Here is a 19,415-nt window from a genome sequence, read left to right on the forward strand (position 1 = left end):
AGAAAGTTTGTTATTTTCTGCTGATTGTGGTAATATCTTTTTATAATGCCATTTTTGTGGCGGGATGTGGCGCAGCTTGGTAGCGCACTTCGTTCGGGACGAAGGGGCCGCTGGTTCGAATCCAGTCATCCCGATTTTAGACTTTATCTGTAGTGGTGGCTGTTTTTAAAGGCAACTCGTTGATTATAAATTAACTATACAACAATTTATGGCAGTATAAATTATGTTATGCCTACGGCACGCTGCGCGAACGCGCAGAGGTACAAAGGAGCAAAGGCGCAAAGGTTAAGATTTTTATTTAACCTTGTAGGTGTAGAATTTTAGTCAAGTTATTAATAATAGAAGTTCTAGAATAAAGCTAAATGTTTGAACAAACTTTTAAAAATATTGATGATGTTCTCTGGAAAGAGGCAGGTTGTACTACAGAATTAGATTACACTGAGCAAACTTCATGGCTACTGTTTTTGAAGTATTTGGATGATTTGGAGCAGGACAGAGAAGACAAAGCCAAATTAGCGGGGGATTCCTATCAGTTTATCATTGATGAAACCCATCGTTGGTCTGTTTGGGCTGCACCTAAAGATCAAAATGGGAAATTAGATCAAAATCATGCGCTGACTGGTGATGATTTGATTGATTATGTCAACCGCAAGTTATTTCCATATTTACAGGGTTTTAAGGAACGAGCTACTAGTCCAGATACGATAGAATATAAGATTGGCGAGATTTTTAGCGAAATTAAAAATAGGTTTCAAAGTGGTTATAGTTTGCGGGATGCTTTGGAATATATTGATGAATTAAGATTTAGATCCCAACAGGAAAAACATGAGTTATCCCATCTCTATGAAGCGAAAATCAAGAATATGGGCAATGCGGGGCGTAATGGTGGGGAATATTATACACCACGTCCTTTAATTCGGGCAATTATTCAGGTTGTTAAGCCGAAAATTGGGGAAAAAATTTATGATGGTGCTTGCGGTTCGGCGGGTTTTTTATGTGAAAGTTACGACTATTTAAGACAGGGGAAATTAACTACTAAACAACTGGAAATACTCCAGAAAAATACTTTTACGGGTAAGGAAAAGAAGAGTTTGGCTTATGTCATTGCGATCATGAATTTGATTTTACATGGCATTGATGCGCCGAATATTATTCATACTAATACTTTGACGGAAAATCTTAGTGATGTTCAAGATAAAGATCGTTTTGATGTGATTTTAGCAAATCCGCCATTTGGAGGGAAGGAACGGAAGGAAGTACAGAATAATTTTAATATTAAAACTGGGGAAACGGCGTTTTTATTTTTGCAGCATTTTATCAAAATGTTGAAGGTTGGCGGTAGGGCGGCGGTAGTTATTAAAAATACCTTTCTTTCTAATTCTGATAATGCTTCGCGGGCTTTGCGTCAAGAGCTTTTGAGTAGTTGTAATTTACATTCTATTTTAGATTGTCCTGGGGGGACTTTTATCGGGGCGGGGGTGAAAACTGTTGTTTTATTCTTTGAAAAGGGAGAACCTGTAGACGCGATTCAGACAACACCGATTTTTAATCAAGGGAAGTCTATAAATGAACAAATGGCGACTCGGAAAATTTGGTATTATCAATTAGATCCGGGGCGGAATATGGGGAAAACTAATTCCCTGAATGATGATGATTTACGGGAGTTTGTGGAGTTACAATCCACTTTTTCGGAATCGGAAAAGTCTTGGTTGGTGGATGTTACCGATATTGATCAGGAGAGTTTTGATCTGTCGGTGAAAAATCCGCATAAGGCTGAGGAAGTAGCTTTACGAGAACCCCAGGAAATTTTGGATGAAATTGCAGTTTTGGATGGGGAAAGTGCGGAGATTTTGGCAAGTATTTTACAGTTGACAGTTAACAGTTGATGGACTGTGTTAGGCTTATTTTTGGTGTCTTTTTTTTGTTCTAAGGTACTATGAAAAATATCAAAATCATTGTCGAAAAACACCCTGATGGTTATGTTGCTTATCCTTTAGGTATTCAGGGGGTTGTAGTGGGTGAGGGTGATACTTATGAAGAGGCTTTAAATGATGTGCGTTCGGCTATTTTATTTCATATTGAAACTTTTGGAGAATCGGTGCTTGAATCTGAATCTTCAATACTAGAGGCTTTTGTGGCAGAGGCAACGGTATAATGACAAAGTTTCCGGTTGATGCTCCTAAAGCAAAAGTGATTAAGGTGCTTGAAAGTTTTGGATTTTCAATAGTACGAGAAAAAGAGCATATTTCTATGATTAGACAAAATTCTGATGGCACAAATACTCCTTTAACTTTACCAAATCATAAACTTATTAAAGGTTCTACTCTCAGAAGTATCTGTACTCAATCTGGTATCTCACGGGATGATTTTATTGCTGCTTATGAACAAGATTAGAAATATATTTGCTCTGATTGGGGGATGTTGTGAGTGAGATAAGTTCTCAGGATTATGCTAATTTCTGCTATGAGATTAAACAGCGAATCCGCGATCGCCAATTGGCAGCTTTACGCAGTGTAAATCGGGAATTAGTGCGGCTATATTGGGAAATTGGCGAGTTAATTCATCACAAGCAGCAAACCCTGGGCTGGGGTAAATCTCAGGGGAAACGCATCTAAATTTTATTGACAAAACACCATTTTTGTGTATAAACGAAGGAATCGGTATTTATCCTTTGATTGATTTTTTGAGAGTCATCGTGATGGTTTAAATCATTGTCAATAAGTAGACGTTAATGCGAATTTTTGGGTCATTATTGAGATTAAATAGTCCTTATTGATAAGATGCGTTTCCCCTGGGGTAAATCTGTGGTGGAAACTCTAGCGCGAGATTTACAAAGTGAGTTCCCAGGACGGAATGGGTTTTCGGCGGCAAATTTATGGTTTATGCGCCAGTTTTACGGTGAATATGTGGATAAGCCAAATCTCCAACCATTGGTTAGAGAAATTAGTTGGACGAAAAATCTGATTATTTTTAGTCGTTGTAAGTATTGGGGGATGTTATGAAAGTAGAATGGCAGATAAAGAAGATAGGAGAAATTTGCACTTTAAAGAGTGGAACAACAGTAAACAAAAGTCTTGAAGAAACTTATGGAGACATTCCATACCTAAAAGTTGCGGATATGAATCTTTCTGAAAATGATACTGAAATTGTTACATCATCACGATTCTTGAATCAAGAATCTCTTAAAGAAAACTCTATTTTCCCAGTTGGAACGACAATTTTTCCAAAACGAGGTGGAGCGATTCTAACTAATAAGAAAAGATTAACTTCTGTACCAATATGTACAGATTTAAATATTATGGGAGTCATCCCATCAAATATTTTACTTCCTAAGTATTTGTATTTTTACTTCTTAAATATAGACATGAGGAAACTAGGAAGTGGATCATCCATACCTCAAATTAATAACTATGATATTGAGCCACTAATTATATCTTTTCCCCCACTTCCCGAACAAAAGCGAATTGTGGCGATCGCAGATGAAGCATTTGAGGGGATTGATAGAGCGATTCGTAATACGGAAAAAAACCTCTCTAATGCCCGCGAATTATTTGAAAGTTATCTAAATTCAATCTTTACCCAAAAAGGCGACGGGTGGGAAGAGAAGAAGTTAGGGGATGTATGTCAAGTAAAAGATGGAACACATTTTTCCCCAAAAAATAGTGAAGATGGCAAGTATATGTATATAACAGCCAAAAACATTAAACCTTATTATATAGATTTGACTAAAATCACTTTTATATCAGAGGAAGACCATCAAAAAATTTATTCAAGATGTCCTGTAAAAAAAGGTGATGTTTTATATATAAAAGATGGTGCAACAGCAGGTATTGCGGCAATTAATAATTTTGAAGAAGAATTTTCCTTATTATCAAGTGTTGCAGTATTTAAAACTTCTTCACAGATTTTAAATACATATCTTGTACATTATGCTAATAGCAACTTAGGTAGGAAAAATTTTCTAGGATATATTGATGGTGCAGCAATAACAAGGCTTACTTTAACAAAATTAAATAACGTTTTTATTCCTATCGCTCCATTATATGCACAACAAGAAATAGTCACCAAATTGGACGAACTATCAGCCGAAACCCAACGCCTCGAAAACATCTACCGCCAAAAAATCGCCGCATTAAAAGAACTAAAACAATCCATCCTACAAAAAGCATTTACAGGAGAACTCACCGCAGATAAAGGGGAAAAATAGAAAAGATGATAAAAATATTTTGTCTGAATCAGGATGCTCAGGATTTAAGGATGTACAGGATGTTTATTGATATAATCAAATAGTATTTATTTCTGACAGAAAACGAATAAATCAATCCTGAAAATCCTCTAATCCTGGAAATCCTGATATGGCTAACGCCACGCTACGCTATCAGACAAAAAATGTCCTGGCTGTTTATTGATATTATAAAATAGTATTTATTTCTGACAGAAAACGAGGAAATCAATCCTGAAAATCCTCTAATCCTGGAAATCCTGATTCAGAGGGTGTTTGAAAAGTTTTAGGCTGTGATTTTAGGCAATTACAGATCCCCCCTAACCCCCCTTGCTAAGGGGGGAACTAGAGTCAAAGTCCCCCTTTTCAAGGGGGATTTAGGGGGATCTAAAAATATTTGATACACCATGAGGGACTTTTCAAACATCCTCTCAGACAAAAAATGTACAGGATGTTTATTGATATAATCAAATAGTATTTATTTCCGACAGAAAACGAATAAATCAATCCTGAAAATCCTCAAATCCTGGAAATCCTGATATGGCTAACGCCACGCTACGCTATCAGACAAAAAATGTCCAGGCTGTTTATTGATATTATCAAATAGTATTTATTTCTGACAGAAAACGAGGAAATCAATCCTGAAAATCCTCAAATCCTGGAAATCCTGATTCAGAGGGTGTTTGAAAAGTTTTAGGCTGTGATTTTAGGCAATTACAGATCCCCCCTAACCCCCCTTGCTAAGGGGGGAACTAGAGTCAAAGTCCCCCTTTTCAAGGGGGATTTAGGGGGATCTAAAAATATTTGATACACCATGAGGGACTTTTCAAACATCCTCTCAGACAAAAAATGTACAGGATGTTTATTGATATAATCAAATAGTATTTATTTCTGACAGAAAACAAGTAAATCAATCCTGAAAATCCTCAAATCCTGGAAATCCTGATTCAGACAAAAAATAATGAACGAAGCAGAAACCCGCGCCGAATTAATAGATCCTGCCCTCACAGCCGCAGGTTGGGGAGTTATTGAAAATAGCCGTATTCGCCGCGAAGTCATCGCCCCTGGTCGTTTAATTGGCAACAGTAAACGGGCAAAAGCAGACATCGCCGATTATGTATTAGTTTATCGTGGGGAAAAACTCGCCGTTATTGAAGCCAAAAAACGCGACTTACCCGACACCGAAGGTTTAGGACAGGCGAAAAAATACGCCGAAAAATTACAAACTCGCTTTGCTTACTCTACCAATGATATTGGCATCTACCAAGTAGATATGCACACCGGGAAAGAAAGTTATATAAATCAATATCCCACCCCCCATGAGCTATGGGAAGCCACCTTTAATGAGTTCCCTGAGCGACTTGCCCTGAGCGAAGTCGAAGGGAGTCGAAGGGAAGCAAATACATGGCGCGATCTTTTTGCAGCTATCCCCTTTGAAGACAAAAGCGGTACGTGGGAGGCTCGATATTATCAACATAATGCTATCAAATATGTTTTAGAAGCGATCGCCCAAGGACAAACCCGCATCTTATTAACCATGGCCACAGGTACAGGTAAAACCTTTATCGCCTTCCAACTGGCATGGAAACTGTTTCAAAGTCGCTGGAATCTCAGTCAAAAACCCACACACCGCCCGCGAATCCTGTTTTTAGCAGATCGCAACATTTTAGCCAATCAAGCCTACAATTCCTTTTCCGCCTTTCCTGATGATGCCCTAGTCCGCATAGACCCTGAAGAGATTCGCAAGAAAAAACGAGTCCCCAAAAATGGCAGCGTCTTCTTTACCATTTTCCAAACCTTCATGACCGGAAAAGATCAAGAAGGTAATCCCACTCCCAAATTTAACGACTATCCTCCCAACTTCTTTGATTTTATCATTATTGACGAATGCCATCGAGGAGGAGCAAAAGACGAAAGCACCTGGCGAGGCATATTAGAATACTTCTCACCCGCTGTACAACTGGGACTCACAGCCACCCCCAAACGCGAACACAACGCCGATACCTACGCTTATTTTGGTGATCCAGTTTATATCTACGCCCTCAAAGACGGCATTAACGACGGGTTTTTAACTCCCTTCAAAGTCAGACAAATCGAAACTACCCTAGATGAATATACTTACAGCTTTTGGAGTCCAGACGGTAAACCCATGAGCGCGGAAGAATTTATAGAACGTCTTTTTGGGGAAATTCCCGAATTATTCAAAAATGAAGCCGAATTAAGAACTATTTGGAGTCGTCCAGATACTCGTAAAGCCCTATTAGCAGGTTTATCAGAAAGGGGTTATGATTCAGAACAATTAACAGAAATTAGTCGGTTAATTAATGCTGAAAAAAGTGATTTATATGATGTATTAGCTTATATTGCTTATGATTCCACACCTATTAGCCGCAAAGAACGAGTTTTAGCCCATAAATCCTTAATTTTCTCTCGATATATTGGTAAACAGCAGGAGTTTTTGAACTTTGTTCTAGATCAATATATTAAAGATGGAGTAGAGGAATTAGATCGGGCTAAATTACCACAACTGTTAGAGTTGAAATATCATACTGTTAGAGATGCTGTGACACAATTAGGAAGCGTTGCTAATATCAGCGAAGTATTTATCGAGTTTCAACAATATTTGTATTCTCAGAACAAAGCAGCTTAATACAGCACTTCCCGGTGTTATGAGGTACTTATCTAGCGGGCAAGATGCCCGCACTACAAGAGTTTCATGATTCAACTTTGTACCTCATAAGAGCGGAAACCGCTGTATTTTAGATCAGTGGTTCTCTTCATTCTATGTGAATTATTTGCTTTCCGATAATCCCAAGGATCAATAAATTTTCGATCACTCCAAATACCAATCCTTTGTTTTTGCGCTTGTGCTTCGGCTTGTTGAATAATATCCCTACTAGGACATTTGCTTAAATAGGGACGATATACTTTAGCTAATCCTTCTTTTAACAAGACTTCCTGTAAAAACGTACCATCTTTTGAACGAACTTCAGCAACTTTTCTCCCATAGCGATCGCTATCTGTAATATTTAACTTTACACGATTATCTGTTTGTTTAATCAGTTCCTCTATCCGTGTTTTCGCTTTCATACCCCAAACAAACTGATTGACATCTTGAGTAATTTTACTCTTCTTTTCTGTCTGAGAATGCGCTATTTCTGGAGCATCAATACAAGCAAACCGCACCGTGAACTTTTTACCATCAGCACTTTTCAATATTAATGTATCACCATCACTTACTCGTTCCACTAGCTCACCTTGAGGAGCAAACAAACTATCACACGCTATTAAGCTAACTGCAATCATAGCTGCACCTAGCCAAACTAATCCTTGTTTCACTAATTTATTCATTAGACATCTCCAAAGACAATTTAGCCTGTTATTGTGTAAAATTGCGCTAAGTGGGTCAACATAATAAAACCAAATTGTGTAAAGAAAAGTAAAATCTCCAAAAACCTCTTCACTCTTGCCTCTTGCCTCTGGTTACTGAGCGAAGTCGAAGTATTGCCTCTTGTCTTTCCACAACGATAATTTTTAACGCCGACCTACTTAGAATTTATTCAACTGTTACCGATTTCGCCAAATTCCTGGGTTGATCTACATCCAAACCCCGCCGCGCCGCAATATGATAAGCTAACAATTGCAACGGAATAACCGTGAGAATTGGAGACAGAATTTCCTCAACTTCAGAAACCGGAATTAAATCATTAAAAATCTCCGCCGCTTCCCCATCTTTAACAGAAGTTATCCCAATTAACCGGGAATCTCTGGCTTTTGCTTCTTGAGCGTTAGAAATTACCTTTTCATATACACTACCAGGAACAGCGATCGCTACTACCGGAACTTTCGCATCTAACAACGCAATTGGTCCATGTTTCATTTCCCCTGCTGGATATCCTTCCGCATGAATATAACTAATTTCCTTTAATTTCAAAGCCCCTTCTAACGCAATGGGAAAATTAATTCCCCTACCAATAAAGATAAAATCTTTGGTTTCTGAAAAATCATGTACTAAATGTTCAATATAACGTTCTTGCGTTTCTAAAATCGCTTCAATTTCCCCTGGTAACTGACGTAAACCTGTAAGAATTTCCTCAAATCTCGAATCACTAATTTCCTGACGACGATAAGCTAAATCTAAAGCCAAAGCATAAAACGCCATTAATTGTGCCACAAAAGTTTTCGTTGCCGCCACACCAATTTCAATTCCCCCATGAGTATTGATAATATTCGCCACCATATTACCTAAACTACTTTCTGGACGATTAGTAATCCCCAAAAGTCGTACTTGATACTTAGCTTCCTTCCCTTGTCGGCGGTCTTTTTCCATAGACAAAGCTGCCAAAGTATCAGCAGTTTCTCCAGATTGAGTTACGCCAATAGTCAAAGTATGAGGCGTTAGCGGTGATGGTGCATACCGAAATTCCGAAGCATATTGTACCTGAGTAGGAATTCCTGCCAATTGTTCTAATAAGTATTTACCTACTAATGCAGCGTGCCAACTTGTACCACAAGCGACAATTTGAATTTGTTCTAAATCTGCATAAAAATCTGCCGGTAAATCTAATTTTACTGGTGATTCCGAACTAGCAGGGAAATAAGCCTCCAAACAATCCCGCACTACTCCCGGTTGTTCATAGATTTCCTTGAGCATAAAATGTTTGAATCCCTGTTTTTCCACCATAATGGGATTCCAGTTCAAAGTGCGGGGATGCTTTTTTAAGCGATGTCCAGCGAAGTTATAGACCTCCACGCCTAAAGGAGTCAAACGAGCAATTTCGCCGTTTTCTAGGGACAATACAGCGCGGGTATAGGGGGCAATCGCCGGGGTATCGGAAGCACAGAAAAACTCACCTTGGCCAAAACCAATGACTAAAGGCGCTTGTTGGCGAACTACAATCAACTCATCGGGGTAGTCAGCAGAAATAGCCGCAATAGCATAAGCCCCCTCTAATTTACTGACAGCTTCCTGCACAGCGTCTAAAAATACTGAAGGGGAAAGAGGATTTTCAGGAGAATGCTTTAAACACTCAGCAATCAAATGGGGAATTACTTCTGTATCTGTTTCTGAACGGAATTCATGTCCTAATGCTTTTAAGTGTTCCCGCAATTCTCGATAGTTCTCAATTATCCCATTTTGTACCACTGCTATCCGCAATGCCGTATCTAAATGAGGATGGGCATTATACTCTTCTGGTTTACCATGAGTTGCCCAGCGTGTGTGACCAATCCCTATTTGGGCAGGATTTTCGATTTGTTCCAGTTTAGAACGCAGGTTGAGTAATTTGCCTTTAGCTCGGACACAATGCACGTCACCTGCCAAAATAGTGGCAATTCCGGCTGAATCGTAACCTCTATATTCTAATTTTTCTAGTCCAGCCAGTAAAATATCTGTCGCTGGCTGAGTGCCTATATATCCAACTATTCCACACATTGCTTAAACCACTCCGGTTTCAGGATGATTAAATTTTAAGTATAGTTGCTGGAATTGGTGATTGGTCATTGACAACTGACAACTGTACGGGCGAAGCATTTGGAAGATAAATTATTGGTAGTTGCGAGACATGCTTCTCCAAATGCTTCGCCCCTACCAACTGACAACTGTACGGGCGAAGCATTTGGAAGATAAATTATTGGTAGTTGCGAGACATGCTTCTCCAAATGCTTCGCCCCTACCAACTGACAACTGTACGGGCGAAGCATTTGGAAGATAAATTATCGGTAGTTGCGAGACATGCTTCTCCAAATGCTTCGCCCCTACCAACTGACAAAAAATGCTGAGGAATGAGGAAAGAATCTTGATGTTTCTCCCGTTTTCACTCCTCAGCACTAAAGTACCAAGAATTTAGAAATGAAATTCTTAGTAAGCCAAGCCCATGCTGCGAGTTGTTTCAGCGCCTAGATAAACGCGAATACTCAAGAAGTCGGTGGGGCAAGCAGTTTCACAACGCTTACAACCTACACAGTCTTCGGTGCGGGGAGAAGCAGCCACTTGAGCGGCTTTACAGCCATCCCAAGGAACCATTTCTAGCACGTCCGTAGGGCAAGCGCGGACGCATTGTGTACAGCCAATGCAGGTGTCGTAGATTTTAACGGTATGAGACATTTAAAAAACTGCTCCTTGCGGGTGTTCTTCTGGAGTGAAAGAATCATAATCAAGGCATAGTTTACCCCAGGGCTTGATAGCTTGTAAGCAAAAGGCTACATAACTTTAAACAATGTAATAGACACTTTAGATAATTTATCTACTAAGATCGCTGTTATATGGCTGTAATCAGGAACATCGCCATCAAGTGTTTACCCAACCCCCTCTCTTTCCCAGATGGCGAATTGTAAAGATGTGTAAATTAATAGTCGTTTTTTAGAGGTTATCTATCATACCCATTATCTATAATCTATAGATTGATTAATCCTGGTCGAGTTATGATGAATCCCCAACAATATCAAAGGTTATAAAATAATTAATTATGAGTGAAGCTTTATTGAGTGTTGAAAATCTCCGTGTGGCTTATCCGCGACGGAGTGGAGAGGTAGAAAGCTGGGCGATTGATGGTGTATCTTTTATTCTCAAGCCTGGCGAAAGAATGGGATTGGTGGGAGAGTCCGGTTGTGGTAAATCCACTATTGGAAGAGCGATAATGCGTTTATTGCCTGCCTCTAGTCGCGTTGAAGGAATAGTAAATTTTCAAGGGGAATCAGTATTAGATTTGACACCAATTCAGATGCAAAAGTTTCGAGGTGAAGCGGTAGCTTTGATTTTTCAAGACCCCAGGACGCGCCTTGATCCATTGATGACAATTGGGAATCACTGTATTGAAACTCTACAAGCCCATTTACCGGAATTATCGAAACAGCAAGCGAAGGAAAAGGCTTTAGCGACTTTGGCAAAGGTGAAAATTCCCGCTAGTCGTTGGAGTCAGTACCCCCATGAGTTTAGCGGGGGAATGCGTCAACGGGTAGCTATTGCTTTAGCTTTACTTTTAAGTCCTAAGTTAATTGTGGCTGATGAACCAACGACTAGTTTAGATGTGACTGTTTCTGCTCAGATTCTCCAAGAACTAACGCGATTGTGTGCAGAGGAAAATATGGGATTATTATTAATTTCCCATGATTTAGCAATGGTGGGGGAATATTGCGATCGCATTGGGGTAATGTATCAGGGTAAAATGGTGGAAATGGGAAAAACGGAAACTGTATTTGCTCATCCACAACATGAATATACTCAATCTTTATTAAAAGCCGCTTTACATATTCAAAAGGAAGAGGGAACAGGGAAAAGAGAACAGGGAACAGAAAAGGCAAATCCCATTTTAAAAATTACAGAACTCAAGCAACATTATACTATAGAACCGAATTTTATTGAACGGATATTTAAAGGAGAAGGACAAACGGTTAAAGCTGTAGATGGGATTAACTTAGAATTGTATGCTGGGGAAATTTTAGGATTAGTTGGAGAGTCTGGTTGTGGGAAAAGTACACTTTCGAGAACTATCTTACAATTAATTAGTCCGACATCGGGAAAAGTCGAATTTTTAGGACAGGAATTAACCAGTTTATCTCGGCAAAAAATCCGCTCTTCTCGGAGACAAATCCAAATGATATTTCAAGATCCTCATGCTTGTTTAAATCCAGCTATGACGGTAGGACAAAGTATAGCAGATCCTTTATTAATTCATAATTTAGCTAATGCTGTAAAAGCTAAAGAACAGGTTTTATGGATGTTGGAAAAAGTGGGTTTAACCCCAGCAGAACTCTATTATCACCGTTATCCCGCCGATTTATCTGGAGGACAACAACAACGGGTAGCTATAGCCAGGGCTTTAATTACTCGGCCAAAACTGGTAATATGTGATGAACCAGTGAGTATGTTAGATGCCAGTGTGCAAACACAAATTCTCGATTTGATGTTACAACTAAAAGATGAATTTAAATTAACCTATTTGTTCATTACCCATGATTTGTGGTTAGCGCGGTTTTTGTGCGATCGCATTGCCGTAATGAATGGTGGTAAAATAGTTGAATTAGGACAGACTAAGCAAATTTTTGCTCATCCTCAACATCCCTACACCCAAACCCTCTTAGCTGCTGCACCTTTATTAGCAAAAGCTTAATAACAACTAACAACTGTACGGGCGAAGCATTTGGAGAACTATTTTTGGCAATGACCGATAATTTATCTTCCAAATGTTTCGCCCCTACTAACAACTGACAACTGTACGGGCGAAGCATTTGGAGAACTATTTTTGGCAATGACTGATAATTTATCTTCCAAATGCTTCGCCCCTACTGACAACTGTACGGGCGAAGCATTTGGAGAACTATTTTTGGCAATGACTGATAATTTATCTTCCAAATGCTTCGCCCCTACTAACAACTGAAAACTGTACGGGCGAAGCATTTGGAGAACTATTTTTGGCAATGACTGATAATTTATCTTCCAAATGCTTCGCCCCTACTGACAACTGTACGGGCGAAGCATTTGGAGAACTATTTTTGGCAATGACTGATAATTTATCTTCCAAATGCTTCGCCCCTACTGACAACTGTACGGGCGAAGCATTTGGAGAACTATTTTTGGCAATGACCGATAATTTATCTTCCAAATGCTTCGCCCCTACTAACAACTGACAAAAATAATTAATGTCTAAAAATTTGCCTTCTAATTCTTATCAAAGAAATAGCTATTCCTCAGATAAATGGCAAGAGAGAATAGGACAAATAGCATATCGCTTTAATCATCAATATCAAAATCAGAAATTTGCAGTTCCCGACGAAGTAGAAGCAATGCCAATATTTCGAGAATGGATTAATGGCAGATTAAGTGAGAGAATAGTTTCACCATTTTGGGAAATTGCTCAACCTCAAAAAAACGAACATTGTTTAGATATTGGTTGCGGTGTCAGTTTTTTAATCTATCCTTGGAGAGATTGGCAAGCATTCTTTTATGGGCAAGAAATTAGTAATATAGCCAAAGACACCCTTAACTCCCGTGGTTCACAGTTAAACTCAAAATTATTCAAAGGTGTAGAATTAGGACCGGCTCACCATTTAAACTATGATCAAAGTCAATTTGATTTAGTCATTGCTACAGGATTTAGTTGCTATTTTCCTCTAGAATATTGGCAAGCTGTCTTGGTGGAAGTCAAACGAGTATTGAAACCAGGGGGACATTTTGTATTTGATATTCTTAATTCAGAACAGCCTTTAGCTGAAGATTGGGCTGTACTAGAAACCTATTTAGGTGCAGAGGTATTTCTAGAAACTGTCGCGGAGTGGGAAAAAACCATTAAAGTTGGAGGTGCTAAAATCGTTAAACGGCAATTAGGAGAATTATTCGAGTTGTACAAAGTTCGGTTTTAAGATAAAACTATCGAATAAATAGCCTCTTAACGCTGTATTATTTGGAAAGATTTTATCAAGAATTTTGCCCAAATAGCCGCAATGATGATCCGCCATGCCCTAGAATCTGATTTACCCGCCATTGTCGCCATTTACAACGCTGCTGTTCCTAGTCGCATGGCTACCGCTGACTTAGAACCTGTGTCTGTGGAAAGTCGTTTAGCTTGGTTTCAAGGACGAGTCCCCTCACAACGTCCCCTGTGGGTAGTGGACACGGATGGTGTAATTGCTGGATGGTTGAGTTTTCAATCATTCTACGGCAGACCAGCCTATTATTCTACCGCGGAAATTAGTATTTATATTTCCCCAGATTTTCAAGGACGTGGTTTGGGAAAACAACTTTTAGAAAAAGCCATCCAAGAAAGTCCCAATTTAGGTTTAAAGACGTTAGTTAGTTTTATTTTCGCTCATAATCAACCCAGTTTAAAATTATTTGCCTGGTTCGGTTTTCAAGCCTGGGGGAATTTACCGAAAATTGCTGATTTGGACGGAGTGGAACGAGATTTGATGATTTTAGGTTTGCGGGTAATGTAGTCAGGAAAGCCTTCAAACAAATATTCAGCCCCAGTGCTATAAATGACTGAAGGCTGAAACTATTGTATATGATATTGTTTTTAATGGCTCAGGTCAGATTTGAACTGACGACCCCAGGCTTATGAGTCCCGTACTCTAACCAACTGAGCTACTGAGCCACGTTGTTTTATCAACTTATATTAAGATAGCATAGAAATTTGCATCTGACAACTATCAATTTCCAAATTTTTGCCCCAAAAATAAAAAGAGGGAGTTTACCTCCCTCCATTAACCAGAGAATCACTTAATTCCAGATTATCTGCAATTAAATCCGATTTGGTAAGAAAGCGATAGGGTTAACAGCACCCTTGCCAGATGGATGAACTTCAAAATGAGTGTGAGGACCAGTGCTAAAACCAGTGCTACCCATAGCCGCAATTGTCTGACCTTGTTGCACTCGTTGACCAGGTTGCACCAAAATCCGGCTGTTGTGTCCATAGCGAGTTAAACTACCATCCTCATGGCGGATATCCACAACGTTACCGTAACCACCGCTATTCCAGCCAGCCTTCTCGACTGTACCAGCAGATGCAGCGTAAATGGGTGTGCCTGTTGAGTTAGCAATATCAATCCCTCTGTGCATTCTTCCCCAGCGCCAGCCATAGCCAGAGGTCAGAACTCCCTTAGCTGGCCAAATGTAGCCTGTAGCGGCAGAATTAGAGGGGAAACTGGGATTGTCTTCAGTGGTTTGAGGCAAGTGTATATCTACTGCTGCTATAGGTGGTAAAGCTGGAGAAACAGAAGTTCCTCGCAATTTTCCTAAAGAGTCAGACGCATTAGCACGAGCAGGAGGCACTGTCAACTTAATACCAGATGAATTGCGGGGAGAATTCCATCTCGCACCAGTTTTACCGGGCAGGAATTCTGGGTTAATCGGCTCATTGGTGGGAGCAGATGCTGTTACTAGAGTCTTGAGCGGTTGATGACTATAACTTGGCAATATTGCTTGAGGTACAGCAATCTGGATGGCATTGGCTTGAGACACTACCGAATTATTGGATGATTCAATAGCAACAGGTACAGACTGACTATTGTTTTCAGATCCTGTAACAGCCACACCAGCTTGTTGAGCGCGGTATTTATATCGCAATCTCTCAATTTCTGCTTGCAAGCTGCGGATACGTTCATTACCTTTGGCTTTAGATACCTTTTGCACTGGTTTTTGTGACCCATGCTTTTGGTAAGAAGCTCTTGGTAATGGAGCATCACCACCTAAGCCATAAGAGTCACTGGGTGTAGGTAAAGCTTGTGGGACAACAATAGAAATAGCAGTCTGTCCTTGGCTGTCTGTCTCTATTGGTGCAGGAACATTAATCCGGTTAGCGATACTAGGATAATTTTTCCGTTCTTGCTCACCTGTCACCACTGGGACTGGGATAGTCACACCAGGAGTTTCCGTCTGTTCTAGCGGCTCTATTACTCTTGGTGGAGGAACAGGAACGCTGGTATTGTTAGCAACGAATGATCTGGGGTTAAAACTAGGATTATTTAAAGAAGAATCATCTACCCGGCCAGAGGTTTCTAATATCTTGTTCGTAGGAATAATTAACCTTTGATTAATTTGCAGTTGATTAGGATCACTCAGATCATTAGCTCTAACTAGCTCAGAAACTGAAGTACCGTAATTGTTAGCAATTTCCGCTAAGGTGTCTCCAGGCTTAACTTGATATGTTGAGGGAGACAATTGTGCGACAACTTTTGTTGATGCTGATGCAGGTATGGGTATTTCCTGTATCGTCGGACTTGTTTGTTTATTCGGTTTCAACCGAGAAATAAGCTCGGATTGTTGAGAATCAGTCAAATTTTCCGATTGTTCTGGTACGGATTTATTAGCTACAGTGGTTGGTTGTGCTTCCTTAATCCCAGTTTTTAATAGATCTTGGGTTTGTTCAGACCGCAAATCTGCCAAACTATTTCTTAACCGAGTTGATTTTTCCTGTAAGCGATTCAGGGCAAACTCTTGCTGTGCTTTGAGTTGAGCATTAACATTACCGCTGGCTAACTCCCCTGCTGGCAAATTTTGGGTACTGCCAGTTACCGCTTCCACTTTAGACAACTGTGGCGCTGTCTCAGGCAGTTGGTTATTTATTGGTAATGTCGCTTGAACTGGACGATAGCTCACTTCCTGCCCTAGTTGAACAGAATTTCTATCAGCGGGATTGGCTGGGGAAATTACATTGGATGCAGTGCCTTCGACGGCTATGTTTTTGGTGGCAATTTGCCATTTAGCTTCAAGCCCAGGTACTTGTGAAACCACTGTTGGTTCCAATATAACGGGAGTTGCTACCGCGCCTGTTGGTGAGATGCTTGGGGACTCCAGTTTGGAGGTGGCAAATTTCATCTCAGTCTCGGAAACAACCGGCATTGTTGAAGCTGCTTTTTGACTGCCAACAGGAGCCGCTGCTTGGGCTTGATCGCTTTGTCGAGTCACCAAAAGGCTGGTTGCTCCCATTGATATTGCCAAGCCAACCATAGCTGCCCGATGAGTCCGCGCCCGGCGGGTCATTTTGGGATTGATCTCATAATTTGTTTGCTCTACCTGGGCATCATCGCCGCTGGGGGTATTGTTCAACACAGCCTTATCTCTTTTTTTCAATGCTCGTTTCAAAGACGACCTCCTAATGATCACTAGCGTTTAACTGATCTCGATTTTTAAGTTGGATATTAATTCATGATTGATCTCACATCAAACCATATATCAAGATCACATTCACCAGAGACACTTACGCAAGATTAACGTGCTTCTCTGATTTAAACAAGTTCTACACCTGACTAAACTTTCAAGTTTTTGGTGCTGTCTTGTCTAAGTCACTCCTCACAACCTAAAAATTCTCACTCTTGAGAGTTATCTCCACTCATTTTGCTACAAAACCACTGAACTAAACAAATATCATAACTTGGCTAGGTCTATTGTCTTTATTAGTTCATGAGCTTGGACAACTTCTGCAATAGCAATGATCCCGCTGTAGACGTTTTCAAGATTTTTTGACTAAATCCGTTTTATCAATAGGACACTTTACTTTTATTTTTCCCTAAAAAACAACCGTATACAACATCTGCAATTTTCGCATTATTTTGTTGTATTTCTGGATACAAAGTTATCCAAATCATTGAGAGTAATGGTTTTCGGTAATTTTCCTGTTTCGAGTCATCATCTAAAGAATTAACTAAATTCTATCCTTGGTGGTTAGATCACCCTGAAAATATCTATACAAATTTCTTATGTCATGTTAGCGGAGCTTATCAGTATTTATCACTATTCACCTTTTGCTTATGTATGTTATACAACATTATTATAGCAAGTTTTGGTGTGATTGATCTGATAGATATGTTTCTATCACACTTAATCCTAAATTTTTGTTGGTGAATATGAATTATTGTAAATAGCCTAACTGACGACGACATTCAAATAAACCTATGGCCACACTGACTGATAGATTCAGGCTACGAACACCAGGTTCATACATGGGAATATATAAGGTAGAGTCACAAGTTGAGAGAGTAGCTGCTGGTAAACCTGCTGTTTCACTGCCAAAAAGCAGCCAATCATCCGCTTGGAATTCAAAATTAATGTAGTTAAAATCACCACGAACACTAAAACCTAAGCATCTACCCCCACGTTGTTTTTGTACGCTTTGAAATACTTCTATGGAGTCATGATAATGGAATTTAACGTAAGGCCAATAATCTAACCCGGCTCGTTTCAGATAGCGATCGCTAATTTCAAATCCCAAAGGACCGACCAAATGTAATTCCGTGCCTGTAGCGGCACAAGTCCGGGCAATATTGCCAGTATTCGGAGGAATTTGTGGGTTCACTAAAACTATCTGGGGCATCTTTTGCAAATCTAAATTGTATATTAGGAAATTTCTTGCTGTCTAAAAATCTACCAAAATGTAGAGGCGATATATAGTTTTTTTTAATATGTTACGAAGTATTTTCCATTGATTATTTTTTTTAATCATTTCAGCGAGAGGAAATAAGAATCTGAGTGAGGAGAATATGTATCTTTGCCTATTCCCTCTTGCCTATTCCCTCTTGTCTGGTGTCTATTCCCGCACAGATGAACATAGTTTACTTTCTAGTTCGGTTTCCCGTTCTTGGGTAGAAATAATGGCTTGGGCAATTACACGCTGAATATCAACGCCTATTTTGTGTAGTTGTAACCATTGTTGAGCTTCATTACCTTCTCGGAGAATTTTTTGCAAGGGGGAGAGGAAACAACTAAAGCCCTGTTGTTTGGCAATACTCCAAACTTCATCATATATTTCTGCTATCCAATCTCTGGCAAGAATACTCCTACCATCTTGCCATCGCTGCAATCTTCCATCAAGACTGTCAGTAGCAGCGGCCATTTCGTTTTTCATGGTTAAGGTGATCAATTCTTCGGGAGAAAACGGACTTTGAGTTAAAGGATCAATAGCTGGGTTATTGATAATTTGGATTAACCGCGCTTCTAATAAAGCTGTCATTGCTAACAAAGCCATGGGATCTGTTACCAAGTCACAAATTCGCAGTTCTAAGCGATTTAAATCATAAGGACGGCGATCGCCATTTGGACGCACTGATACCCACAAATGCCGGACATTTTGCATTGTCCCAGATGCTAACTGTTCATTTACCCATTGAATATGATCCGCATGACTAGCAAATAAGGGGACATGATGGGGAGTTTGGGGAAATAGTCCCCAGCGGGTGGAATGATAACCAGTAGTTTTACTATTTAGGAAAGGAGATGAGGCACTCATAGCTAGGAATAGAGGTGCTTCCATTCTCATGATCCGACAGGCACGCATTAATACCTCTGGGTCACTGATACCAACATTGATATGGACGCTGGCAGTAACTACCTTTGTGCCATAGGTTTGTTCAATGTAATCATGATAGGGATTGGTGGGGTCAGAACGCAAAAAGAGATCGCTTCCTTGCAAAGATAATGTACTACCCGGTATCAAAGTATAATTATCCAAGCTTTGGAGATAGTTCCGCAACTCTTTTCTAGGACGTAGTAAAGCGCACAATAAATTGTCATAATTCATAGATGGTTGAGTTATATACTCCACATTCCGGCTATCCGGCTCACGCATAAATCCATCTAAATTTGTAGTAATTTGATCCGATAGTCCGACAATATCACCTTGATGCGTACCAGTGTACATCTCAATCTCAAAGCCTTTTAATAAGACCATATTATTCTCCAAAACTTCTTCTAATGTTCATA

At 39.7% G+C, this 19,415-nt stretch carries 20 protein-coding genes and 2 tRNA genes; 11 read left to right on the forward strand and 11 right to left on the reverse strand.

Annotation, left to right across the window (positions count from 1 at the left end):
• Positions 1-60 precede the first annotated feature (60 nt).
• From FJR09_RS01280 to FJR09_RS01315, 8 genes are all read left to right on the forward strand, one after another.
• A tRNA-Pro gene (locus FJR09_RS01280) sits at positions 61-134 on the forward strand.
• A 228-nt stretch (positions 135-362) separates the two neighbouring features.
• On the forward strand, positions 363-1,886 hold the full coding sequence (locus tag FJR09_RS01285) for an N-6 DNA methylase (protein ID WP_168653196.1): 1,524 nt from the start codon (positions 363-365) through the stop codon (positions 1,884-1,886).
• A 50-nt stretch (positions 1,887-1,936) separates the two neighbouring features.
• Entirely contained in the window at positions 1,937-2,155 is a 219-nt protein-coding gene (locus FJR09_RS01290; protein ID WP_039204653.1) for a type II toxin-antitoxin system HicB family antitoxin, read from the forward strand.
• Complete coding sequence (locus tag FJR09_RS01295; protein ID WP_168653195.1) at positions 2,155-2,394, forward strand: type II toxin-antitoxin system HicA family toxin; 240 nt, start codon at positions 2,155-2,157, stop codon at positions 2,392-2,394. Before FJR09_RS01290 ends, FJR09_RS01295 begins: the two co-directional genes overlap by 1 nt.
• A gap of 29 nt (positions 2,395-2,423) precedes the next feature.
• Positions 2,424-2,615 (forward strand): DUF1016 N-terminal domain-containing protein, encoded by a 192-nt coding sequence (locus FJR09_RS25690; RefSeq protein WP_371416413.1) that lies wholly within the window; start codon positions 2,424-2,426, stop codon positions 2,613-2,615.
• 165 nt (positions 2,616-2,780) lie between these two features.
• Positions 2,781-3,002, forward strand: coding sequence for a DUF1016 N-terminal domain-containing protein (locus FJR09_RS01305; protein WP_217357026.1), 222 nt, complete (start codon positions 2,781-2,783; stop codon positions 3,000-3,002).
• Positions 2,999-4,207, forward strand: a complete 1,209-nt coding sequence (locus FJR09_RS24515; RefSeq protein WP_168653194.1) for a restriction endonuclease subunit S — start codon at positions 2,999-3,001, stop codon at positions 4,205-4,207. The genes FJR09_RS01305 and FJR09_RS24515 overlap by 4 nt, the downstream gene beginning before the upstream one ends.
• Before the next feature lie 976 nt (positions 4,208-5,183).
• A complete protein-coding gene (locus tag FJR09_RS01315; protein WP_168653582.1) occupies positions 5,184-6,872 on the forward strand; it encodes a type I restriction endonuclease subunit R in 1,689 nt (562 codons plus the stop codon).
• Positions 6,873-6,943: 71 nt separating this feature from the next.
• On the opposite strand, the gene FJR09_RS01320 is transcribed toward FJR09_RS01315, so the two are convergent.
• The 4 genes from FJR09_RS01320 to psaC form a co-directional block, all read right to left on the reverse strand.
• Positions 6,944-7,573, reverse strand: a complete 630-nt coding sequence (locus FJR09_RS01320) for a thermonuclease family protein (RefSeq protein ID WP_015080267.1) — start codon at positions 7,571-7,573, stop codon at positions 6,944-6,946.
• Positions 7,574-7,778: 205 nt separating this feature from the next.
• Positions 7,779-9,656 carry a glutamine--fructose-6-phosphate transaminase (isomerizing) gene (gene glmS / locus FJR09_RS01325; RefSeq protein WP_168632106.1) on the reverse strand — a complete coding sequence of 626 codons (1,878 nt, stop codon included), beginning with the start codon at positions 9,654-9,656 and terminating at the stop codon, positions 7,779-7,781.
• Positions 9,657-9,684: 28 nt separating this feature from the next.
• On the reverse strand, positions 9,685-9,840 hold the full coding sequence (locus FJR09_RS24915; RefSeq protein ID WP_168651943.1) for a hypothetical protein: 156 nt from the start codon (positions 9,838-9,840) through the stop codon (positions 9,685-9,687).
• 242 nt (positions 9,841-10,082) lie between these two features.
• On the reverse strand, positions 10,083-10,328 hold the full coding sequence (gene psaC / locus FJR09_RS01335; RefSeq protein ID WP_015080270.1) for a photosystem I iron-sulfur center protein PsaC: 246 nt from the start codon (positions 10,326-10,328) through the stop codon (positions 10,083-10,085).
• A 361-nt stretch (positions 10,329-10,689) separates the two neighbouring features.
• Between psaC and FJR09_RS01340 the strand changes: the two genes are divergently transcribed.
• Positions 10,690-12,333: an ABC transporter ATP-binding protein gene (locus tag FJR09_RS01340; protein WP_168653581.1), complete on the forward strand. Its 1,644-nt coding sequence runs from the start codon at positions 10,690-10,692 to the stop codon at positions 12,331-12,333.
• Here the strand turns inward: FJR09_RS01340 and FJR09_RS24920 are convergent.
• Genes FJR09_RS24920 through FJR09_RS01355 form a run of 3 tightly spaced genes read right to left on the reverse strand, consistent with a single transcriptional unit; the run spans position 12,254 to position 12,846 of the window.
• On the reverse strand, positions 12,254-12,451 hold the full coding sequence (locus tag FJR09_RS24920) for a hypothetical protein (protein ID WP_235081818.1): 198 nt from the start codon (positions 12,449-12,451) through the stop codon (positions 12,254-12,256). The two genes, FJR09_RS01340 and FJR09_RS24920, sit on opposite strands and share 80 nt — an antisense overlap.
• Positions 12,396-12,620, reverse strand: a complete 225-nt coding sequence (locus FJR09_RS01350; protein ID WP_168654002.1) for a hypothetical protein — start codon at positions 12,618-12,620, stop codon at positions 12,396-12,398. Before FJR09_RS01350 ends, FJR09_RS24920 begins: the two co-directional genes overlap by 56 nt.
• Positions 12,565-12,846: a hypothetical protein gene (locus FJR09_RS01355; protein ID WP_174783225.1), complete on the reverse strand. Its 282-nt coding sequence runs from the start codon at positions 12,844-12,846 to the stop codon at positions 12,565-12,567. The genes FJR09_RS01350 and FJR09_RS01355 overlap by 56 nt, the downstream gene beginning before the upstream one ends.
• A gap of 16 nt (positions 12,847-12,862) precedes the next feature.
• Here FJR09_RS01355 and FJR09_RS01360 point away from each other — a divergent pair, with 16 nt between their 5' ends.
• Both FJR09_RS01360 and FJR09_RS01365 read left to right on the forward strand, forming a co-directional pair.
• Entirely contained in the window at positions 12,863-13,582 is a 720-nt protein-coding gene (locus FJR09_RS01360; protein ID WP_015080272.1) for a class I SAM-dependent methyltransferase, read from the forward strand.
• Between the two features lie 81 nt (positions 13,583-13,663).
• Positions 13,664-14,155: a GNAT family N-acetyltransferase gene (locus FJR09_RS01365; RefSeq protein WP_015080273.1), complete on the forward strand. Its 492-nt coding sequence runs from the start codon at positions 13,664-13,666 to the stop codon at positions 14,153-14,155.
• A gap of 84 nt (positions 14,156-14,239) precedes the next feature.
• Here FJR09_RS01365 and FJR09_RS01370 read toward each other — a convergent pair.
• From FJR09_RS01370 to gshA, 4 genes are all read right to left on the reverse strand, one after another.
• Positions 14,240-14,313: transfer RNA gene (locus FJR09_RS01370), tRNA-Met, on the reverse strand.
• Positions 14,314-14,459: 146 nt separating this feature from the next.
• A complete protein-coding gene (locus FJR09_RS01375; RefSeq protein ID WP_168651630.1) occupies positions 14,460-16,802 on the reverse strand; it encodes a peptidoglycan DD-metalloendopeptidase family protein in 2,343 nt (780 codons plus the stop codon).
• Between the two features lie 766 nt (positions 16,803-17,568).
• Positions 17,569-18,030, reverse strand: coding sequence for a tRNA (cytidine(34)-2'-O)-methyltransferase (locus FJR09_RS01380; RefSeq protein WP_015080275.1), 462 nt, complete (start codon positions 18,028-18,030; stop codon positions 17,569-17,571).
• Between the two features lie 213 nt (positions 18,031-18,243).
• On the reverse strand, positions 18,244-19,383 hold the full coding sequence (gene gshA / locus FJR09_RS01385) for a glutamate--cysteine ligase (protein WP_168653252.1): 1,140 nt from the start codon (positions 19,381-19,383) through the stop codon (positions 18,244-18,246).
• Positions 19,384-19,415 lie beyond the last annotated feature (32 nt).

The organism is Dolichospermum sp. UHCC 0406 (assembly GCF_009712025.1).
GTDB lineage: Bacteria > Cyanobacteriota > Cyanobacteriia > Cyanobacteriales > Nostocaceae > Dolichospermum > Dolichospermum lemmermannii.

Bases quoted from the DNA above. Each gene is read 5' to 3' on its own strand.
- FJR09_RS01285 (WP_168653196.1), top strand. From the start codon at position 363: ATGTTTGAACAAACTTTTAAAAATATTGATGATGTTCTCTGGAAAGAG.
- FJR09_RS01290 (WP_039204653.1), top strand. From the start codon at position 1,937: ATGAAAAATATCAAAATCATTGTCGAAAAACACCCTGATGGTTATGTT.
- FJR09_RS01295 (WP_168653195.1), top strand. From the start codon at position 2,155: ATGACAAAGTTTCCGGTTGATGCTCCTAAAGCAAAAGTGATTAAGGTG.
- FJR09_RS01305 (WP_217357026.1), top strand. From the start codon at position 2,781: ATGCGTTTCCCCTGGGGTAAATCTGTGGTGGAAACTCTAGCGCGAGAT.
- FJR09_RS24515 (WP_168653194.1), top strand. From the start codon at position 2,999: ATGAAAGTAGAATGGCAGATAAAGAAGATAGGAGAAATTTGCACTTTA.
- FJR09_RS01315 (WP_168653582.1), top strand. From the start codon at position 5,184: ATGAACGAAGCAGAAACCCGCGCCGAATTAATAGATCCTGCCCTCACA.
- FJR09_RS01320 (WP_015080267.1), bottom strand. From the start codon at position 7,573: ATGAATAAATTAGTGAAACAAGGATTAGTTTGGCTAGGTGCAGCTATG.
- glmS (WP_168632106.1), bottom strand. From the start codon at position 9,656: ATGTGTGGAATAGTTGGATATATAGGCACTCAGCCAGCGACAGATATT.
- FJR09_RS24915 (WP_168651943.1), bottom strand. From the start codon at position 9,840: ATGCTTCGCCCGTACAGTTGTCAGTTGGTAGGGGCGAAGCATTTGGAG.
- psaC (WP_015080270.1), bottom strand. From the start codon at position 10,328: ATGTCTCATACCGTTAAAATCTACGACACCTGCATTGGCTGTACACAA.
- FJR09_RS01340 (WP_168653581.1), top strand. From the start codon at position 10,690: ATGAGTGAAGCTTTATTGAGTGTTGAAAATCTCCGTGTGGCTTATCCG.
- FJR09_RS24920 (WP_235081818.1), bottom strand. From the start codon at position 12,451: ATGCTTCGCCCGTACAGTTGTCAGTTGTTAGTAGGGGCGAAACATTTG.
- FJR09_RS01350 (WP_168654002.1), bottom strand. From the start codon at position 12,620: ATGCTTCGCCCGTACAGTTTTCAGTTGTTAGTAGGGGCGAAGCATTTG.
- FJR09_RS01360 (WP_015080272.1), top strand. From the start codon at position 12,863: ATGTCTAAAAATTTGCCTTCTAATTCTTATCAAAGAAATAGCTATTCC.
- FJR09_RS01365 (WP_015080273.1), top strand. From the start codon at position 13,664: ATGATGATCCGCCATGCCCTAGAATCTGATTTACCCGCCATTGTCGCC.
- FJR09_RS01380 (WP_015080275.1), bottom strand. From the start codon at position 18,030: ATGCCCCAGATAGTTTTAGTGAACCCACAAATTCCTCCGAATACTGGC.
- gshA (WP_168653252.1), bottom strand. From the start codon at position 19,383: ATGGTCTTATTAAAAGGCTTTGAGATTGAGATGTACACTGGTACGCAT.